This window comes from Vibrio sp. 1159, assembly GCF_033340395.1.
Taxonomy (GTDB): domain Bacteria; phylum Pseudomonadota; class Gammaproteobacteria; order Enterobacterales; family Vibrionaceae; genus Vibrio; species Vibrio alginolyticus.
The window spans coordinates 1-1,003 of record NZ_JAWOWL010000203.1; the positions used below are offsets into that span (position 1 = coordinate 1).

At 47.3% G+C, this 1,003-nt stretch carries 1 protein-coding gene; it reads left to right on the forward strand.

Going from position 1 to position 1,003, the window contains the following annotated elements:
• A partial coding sequence (gene asnB, locus R7127_RS27000) for an asparagine synthase B (protein ID WP_318148775.1) occupies positions 1-981 on the forward strand: 981 nt, incomplete at its 5' end.
• Positions 982-1,003 lie beyond the last annotated feature (22 nt).

Here is a 1,003-nt window from a genome sequence, read left to right on the forward strand (position 1 = left end):
CCATACGGCGTACTACTATCTGGTGGTCTGGATTCATCCATCACATCTGCGGTAGCAAAACGCTATGCTGCGATGCGTATTGAAGACGATGAAAAATCAGAAGCATGGTGGCCTCAACTTCACTCTTTTGCGGTTGGTCTTGAAGGCGCTCCAGACTTAAAAGCAGCACGTGAAGTGGCAGAAAAAATTGGCACCGTTCACCACGAAATGACATACACCATTCAAGAAGGTTTGGATGCTATTCGTGACGTGATTTACCACATCGAAACTTATGACGTAACAACGATTCGTGCCTCAACGCCGATGTTCCTTATGGGCCGTAAAATCAAGGCAATGGGCATTAAAATGGTGCTTTCTGGTGAAGGCGCTGATGAAATCTTCGGTGGCTACTTGTACTTCCACAAAGCGCCAAACGCAAAAGAGTTCCACGAAGAAACGGTTCGTAAACTGCTGGCTCTAAACATGTTTGACTGTGCCCGTGCGAACAAATCGTTGGCGGCATGGGGCGTTGAAGGCCGTGTACCATTCTTGGATAAAGAGTTCATTGACGTCGCAATGCGCCTAAACCCTGCAGACAAAATGTGTGGCAACGGTAAGATGGAAAAACACATTCTTCGCGAATGTTTTGAGCATTACTTACCAGACTCAATCGCTTGGCGTCAAAAAGAGCAGTTTTCTGATGGCGTAGGTTACAGCTGGATTGACACATTGAAGGCCGTAGCAGAAGAGAAAGTAACCGATCAACAGATGGAAACGGCTCAGTACCGCTTCCCATACAACACACCAACAACTAAAGAAGGTTACGTATACCGCGAAATTTTTGAGGAGTTGTTCCCATTACCATCAGCTGCAGAATGTGTACCAGGTGGTCCTTCTGTAGCGTGTTCATCAGCGAAAGCGATTGAGTGGGATGAGTCATTCAAGAACTGTGTTGACCCTTCAGGCCGTGCAGTGCAAACCGTTCACAACGACGCTTACTAAGCAGAATTGGGCTGGAGCAGCG